Raw genomic sequence first — 5,051 nt, forward strand, 5'->3', positions numbered from 1 at the left:
CTGGTCGTCGTCATCCCCTGCTCCGGCCCGAAGTTGGCCAAGGCCGCCCCGGCCGGGCAGCTCTACACCGGCTCCCTGCACACCCACGCCCGGAAGACCGCCGACGTCCTCACCGCCCACGGCGGCACCGTGCTGGTCCTCAGTGCCCTGCACGGCTTCCTGCCGTTGGACCAGGTCATCGAGCCGTACGACCACACATGGAAGGACCCCGGCAGCATCACCGTGGAGGAACTGCACGCCCAGGCCGCCGAGCTGGGCCTGACCGGCGCCGACGTCACGCTGCTCACCCCGGGCGAGTACACCAAGCGCGCCGCCGCCGTCTGGCCGCACGCCCGCACCCCGCTGGCCCACCTCGCCATCGGCAAGCAGCGCGGACGGCTGACCGCCATGCGCGAGAACGCCGACCAGTACACGACCGCCGCGTGAACCGCGACCCGCGCACCCGCCCGCCCCCGGATACGGCACCCTGTCGACCGCACGACGCCACCCCGCCCGCACCGCCCCGTAGGAGTTCCCCCAGATGAACGAGCAGACCGAGCCGACCACCGAGGCCCCCACCGCCGTGAAGGCACCGGAGTGCGGCTACCCGGGGTGCACCGAGCGGCCCGTCCCCAAGGCGCCGGGCAAGCGCGGCCGGGCGCCGGAATACTGCGCCAACCCGGAGCACACCGCGATCAAGGCGTACCGGGCCAAGCACGGAGGCGACAAGCCGGCGGGCACCGCCACGCGCCCGGCCGAGGAGCCCAGCGACCAGATCGTCAGCGACGCCGCGAAGACCGCCACCATCGTGCAGGGCACCGTGCTGCAGAAGATCGAGGAGCTGACGGGCGAGCTGGCCCGGTACACGGACCTGCTCCAGACCGTCACCGACCCGGAGGCCGCCGAGGCGCAGGTCTCCGCAGCCGAGGCCCGCGCGGACGCCCGGGTCGCGGAGTCCCACGAGAAGCTGACCGCCGAGCGCGGGAAGCGGGAGAACGCCGAGCGGCGGGCCGCCGCCGCCGAGGACGCGCAGGCCGCCGCCGAGGCCGCCGCCGACCAGGCGATCGAGGAACTCGACGAGGGCACCGCCCGGTTCGAGGAGGAGACCGAGCGCATCCGCGCCGAGGCCGAGCAGCGCGTCGAGCGCCTGCAGGCCGAAGCCGACCAGGCCGTCGAGAAGGCGAAGGCGGAGGCAGCCGACGCCATCAAGCGCGGCCAGGACGAGGCCGACCGGCAGGTCACCGCCGCCAAGGAGGAGGCCGACAAGCGCGTCCGCGAAGCCCAGGACAAGGCAGGGAAGGTCGAGGTCGCGGCGAAGGGCGAGGTCGAGGCGATGCAGAAGACAGTCAAGGCGGTGCAGGCCGAGAAGGAGCAGGCGGTCACCGCGGCTCAGGGCGAAGCGACCGCCGCCGAGGAGCGCGCCCAGGAGGCGGAGGCCCGCGCCGTGCAGGCCGAGCGGGACGCCGAGATCAGGATCGCCGCCGAGAAGGAGCGCCGGACCGAGCAGGAGAAGGCGCACGCGGCCGAGCTGGGCCGGGCCATCGAGCGGCAGGGCGTGCTGGAGAGCCAGGTCGAGAAGCTCAATCAGGCCGTGAACGACACGAAGGACAAGATGCGCGAGGTGCAGACGGAACTGGCCCTCGCCCAGGCCGAGGTCAAGCGCCTCGCCACCGCCGGGGGCAAGTGACGATGACCGTCTACGTCCTGCTCGGTACGGCACTGCTGCTCGCACTGCTCAGTCCGTGGATCGGTCGCCGGGTCCGCCGGCACCGGGCCGAGCAGGACCGGCGGGCCGCCGCCGAGCACTACCGCAAGCGGCTGCTGGCAGCCACCGACCACGCCATCACCACCGCCGTGCGCGCCCAACTTGCCGAGCCCGTCACCGACCTGCGCATCACCCGCCCGATGCGCGTCACCGTCGGCGACGTCGTCGCCCGTGCCAGGGACGACTTCGCCCTGGAAGTCCCCCGGGACCAAGCCGCCGAGCTGCTGCGCCATCGCCTGGAGTTCCGGGGCCATGCCCGCTGGCCCGACCTGATCACCGACGCATTCGACGACGAGGAGGACCCGACCCCATGAACATCCGCCAGCTGCTGCGCCGCCGTACGCCCACGCCCGCCGCCCAGCCCGTTCACTACTCCGACACCATCACCTTGACCGTCACCGACGACCTGGAGGTGCTGCGTACCAACGGCAGCACCTGGGACCTGTGCTTCGGGCACGACCACGAGCGCCGGACCGTCGCGCAGGTCCTGAACTGCCTGGTGTGGGAGAGCCTCGCGTCCATCCCGCCCGCGGATGTGTACGGCTACCTCCGAGTCGAGCCGACTCGCATTGTCCTGCCCGGCGTCGAGCCCTTCGTGGCCGTCTTCTACGGCCGGGACGACGAATTCCCCAGTCATGGGCGCACGCTCGACGAGAGCGGCCTGCCGCTGTGCTGGCGCGCGGTCGCCGAAGCGGCCGGGGCGTCCGCCGCCGATGCGGCCGAGTCCATCGGTTGCCCCTCCTGTGAGCACCCGGAGGGCTGACTGGCCGCCCCTCTCCGTTCCTTCAACCCGCCCACCACCACCCAGGAAGCGACGACATGACGACCACACCCGGGCGCCGCAGCAACGCCGGAGCCAGCGCCCGCCGCCAGGGCGAGTTACAGCGCGCGGCCGAGCGCGCCGCCCAGCACCGCCGCGCGAAGTGGGCCCTGCCCCTGACCGCCGCAGCCGCCGCCGTCACCGGCTGGGCCGCCGGCACCGTGACCGTGTGGCAGGTCGGCGCCCTGGTCGCCGCCGCCGTCCTCGCGTACGGCGTCCGCCAGACCTACCGCCGCCAGCACAACAGCTGGACGTCCGGCGCCGACGGGGAAGAAGCCACGGCCCGGCTGCTCGCTCCCCTCGCCCGCCGCGGCTACGCCGTACTGCACGACCGAGCCATCCCCGGGTCGAAGGCCAACCTCGACCACCTGGTCGTCGGCGTGTTCGGCGTGGCCCTGGTCGACAGCAAGAACTGGCAGTCGAGGAAGTCCCGCATCGTCATCACCGGCCAGCTGCTGCGCTACGGCCGGTACGACCAGACCAAGGCGCTGCAGACCGCCGTGTGGGAGGCGCAGCAGGCCGCGCGGGTGCTGGGGGTACCGGTCCGTCCGATCCTCGCGGTGCACGGCGCGAAGGTCCCCGCGCCGCGCGGGCGCACCGAGCTGCACGGCGTCACCGTGGTCGAGGCGAAGAAGCTGCGCGGGATGCTGGCCGGGCTGACTCCCCAGCCGGGATGGGACGCCGCCCGCGTCACCGCCGTCGAGCAGCTGGCCGAGCAACGCCTGCCCCGGCACAGCGGCTGACCCAAGCCCACCGACGACCAGGGGCCCGGGAGAACATCCCGGGCCCCTTCGCCATGTCCCGTCCGGCTACGGCGCATCCGGCCGGACGTCGTCCAGGCCGAGGTCGAGGAGCACCGCCAGGTCCTCGCCGGCCGCCCACCGCTGCAGCATCGGCCGGTCGACGAGCCGGACGTCCGTCCGGGCCGCCCACACCACCCGCTCCCGGGCGAACGAGCCGGAGCTGACGACGACGAACAGCGCACGCGGGCCAGCCTCGACGCCGTCCGGCAGCTGCGGGGCAGCGCTCACCGGGCGCAGCGCCGCCCGGCCGCCGTCTTCCTGCCCGGCCTGCTCGACACCGCGCTCGAAGGCGAGGCCGAGCTGGCGCCCGTCGGGCCCGTTCCCGACCAGGTGCACCACCGTCCCGCTGATGCGGACCCCGCGCACCCGCGTCCAGCCGTCGCGGATCAGGAGCCGTCCGACGATGGTCCGGAAGCCGCGGTCGTCGGCCGCGTCGACCTGGTCGAGGGTGAAGCACACCGCCCGCCGTCTCTTCCGCGCTAACGCCCGCCGCCGGCGCAGCACCGCGGCGCGTGCCGCGTGCGCCAGGGCCACCGCGCCGAGCAGCGCGGCCCACCAGCCGATCCGGTCCCACAGCCAGCCGAGGGTGAACAGCGGCGCGGCGATCCCCAGCAGGAGCAGCGTGAAGCCCGGCAAGACCTGCCACCACTCCGGGCCGTACTCCCCGCGCAGCCGGAGCTGCAGTTCCTGGTCCCGCCGGAAGTTGCGCGGTGTCCCCTCCGGAGACCGACGCAGCCGCCCCAACACGTCGCTCACCCCCGACCACCCGCCCCGTGCCGTGCCTATGTCGCCCCATGTCATATCTGCCCGTCCGGGTGCCCGTACAGCTGAGACACCCCAGATCGGACAGCCGTACGGCTGATTCCGCCCCACGGAGCTGATAACAAGCCCTACGGGCTGCCGGTCACCCAAATTTGGGTGACTTTGCGGCAGCTCCCGGAGCCCGAACGCCGACAATCACGGTTCCCGTGACAATCCAGGTTCACGACAACTACCATTGTCATCATGACGACGAACGAGGACGACGCCCCGGACTACGAGGCGTTCATGGCCCCGCGCGATCCCGCGTGGGCCGAGCCGACCGAGGACCAGCTGACGAAGTTCCGCAAGGAACTGCGCGCCGTCGCCGCCGCGCTGGCCGACGAGATCTCCGTACGCGACACCAGCCCCGGCAGGCCGGACCCGGACCTCCCGGTGCGCTCGACCCCCGACTGGCAGCTGGCCATGCTGCGCGCCCTGCGCCTCGCCCGGGACGAGGTCGAGCCGATGACCGAGCAGTACGCCCGCGGCGCCGGCGGGGGCGGGGTGAACTACCCGCAGATCGGCGACGCCTGGGGAGTCTCCCGGCAGGCCGCGCGCAAGAAGTGGCCCGGCGCCGTCGTCGCGGTCAACCCGCACGCCAACAAGGAGCCCGTCGAGGTCGAGGCGTTCGGCGGGCACGCCCGCGTCGCATGGCACCCGGAGGACGGCGGCTGGTGGTGGATCGGCCAGGCCGCCAACGGCCGCCAGGAGGACGCCGGCGGCGAGGTCACGTACGACACCAGCGAGGAGGCCCTCGCCCACGCCGGGGCGTTCCTCGCCGCCAACAGCACCCCGAAGGAGACCCAGGCATGACCATCGCCCGAGGCAGCGAGCTGGCCTTCGCCGTAGAGCAGCTGCTCGCCGAATACCCCACCCACGACGT

7 protein-coding genes are annotated in these 5,051 nt (G+C 73.3%); 6 read left to right on the forward strand and 1 reads right to left on the reverse strand.

Annotated features, from left to right (window positions below):
* From IEZ11_RS50040 to IEZ11_RS50060, 5 genes are all read left to right on the forward strand, one after another.
* On the forward strand, positions 1–426 hold a 426-nt coding region (locus IEZ11_RS50040), incomplete at its 5' end, for a DUF6884 domain-containing protein (RefSeq protein ID WP_373295095.1).
* 94 nt (positions 427–520) lie between these two features.
* Positions 521–1,666, forward strand: a complete 1,146-nt coding sequence (locus IEZ11_RS50045) for a coiled-coil domain-containing protein (protein ID WP_189269796.1) — start codon at positions 521–523, stop codon at positions 1,664–1,666.
* A gap of 2 nt (positions 1,667–1,668) precedes the next feature.
* Complete coding sequence (locus tag IEZ11_RS50050) at positions 1,669–2,058, forward strand: hypothetical protein (RefSeq protein ID WP_189269797.1); 390 nt, start codon at positions 1,669–1,671, stop codon at positions 2,056–2,058.
* The gene (locus IEZ11_RS50055) at positions 2,055–2,507 is read left to right on the forward strand and encodes a hypothetical protein (protein WP_189269798.1); all 453 of its coding nucleotides are present in this window, start codon (positions 2,055–2,057) and stop codon (positions 2,505–2,507) included. The genes IEZ11_RS50050 and IEZ11_RS50055 overlap by 4 nt, the downstream gene beginning before the upstream one ends.
* 56 nt (positions 2,508–2,563) lie before the next feature.
* Positions 2,564–3,307 carry a nuclease-related domain-containing protein gene (locus tag IEZ11_RS50060; protein ID WP_189269799.1) on the forward strand — a complete coding sequence of 248 codons (744 nt, stop codon included), beginning with the start codon at positions 2,564–2,566 and terminating at the stop codon, positions 3,305–3,307.
* Positions 3,308–3,373: 66 nt separating this feature from the next.
* Here IEZ11_RS50060 and IEZ11_RS50065 read toward each other — a convergent pair whose 3' ends face one another.
* A complete protein-coding gene (locus tag IEZ11_RS50065; protein ID WP_229713997.1) occupies positions 3,374–4,123 on the reverse strand; it encodes a hypothetical protein in 750 nt (249 codons plus the stop codon).
* A gap of 249 nt (positions 4,124–4,372) precedes the next feature.
* On the opposite strand from IEZ11_RS50065, the gene IEZ11_RS50070 reads away from it, so the two are divergent.
* A complete protein-coding gene (locus IEZ11_RS50070; protein WP_189269800.1) occupies positions 4,373–4,981 on the forward strand; it encodes a hypothetical protein in 609 nt (202 codons plus the stop codon).
* Positions 4,982–5,051 lie beyond the last annotated feature (70 nt).

The organism is Streptomyces fuscichromogenes (genome assembly GCF_014645815.1).
Classification (GTDB): Bacteria; Actinomycetota; Actinomycetes; order Streptomycetales; family Streptomycetaceae; genus Streptomyces; species Streptomyces fuscichromogenes.

What these genes read in the sequence shown, in the direction of transcription:
- IEZ11_RS50070 (WP_189269800.1), top strand. Translation starts at nt 4,373, where the DNA reads ATGACGACGAACGAGGACGACGCCCCGGACTACGAGGCGTTCATGGCC.
- IEZ11_RS50045 (WP_189269796.1), top strand. Translation starts at nt 521, where the DNA reads ATGAACGAGCAGACCGAGCCGACCACCGAGGCCCCCACCGCCGTGAAG.
- IEZ11_RS50050 (WP_189269797.1), top strand. Translation starts at nt 1,669, where the DNA reads ATGACCGTCTACGTCCTGCTCGGTACGGCACTGCTGCTCGCACTGCTC.
- IEZ11_RS50060 (WP_189269799.1), top strand. Translation starts at nt 2,564, where the DNA reads ATGACGACCACACCCGGGCGCCGCAGCAACGCCGGAGCCAGCGCCCGC.
- IEZ11_RS50055 (WP_189269798.1), top strand. Translation starts at nt 2,055, where the DNA reads ATGAACATCCGCCAGCTGCTGCGCCGCCGTACGCCCACGCCCGCCGCC.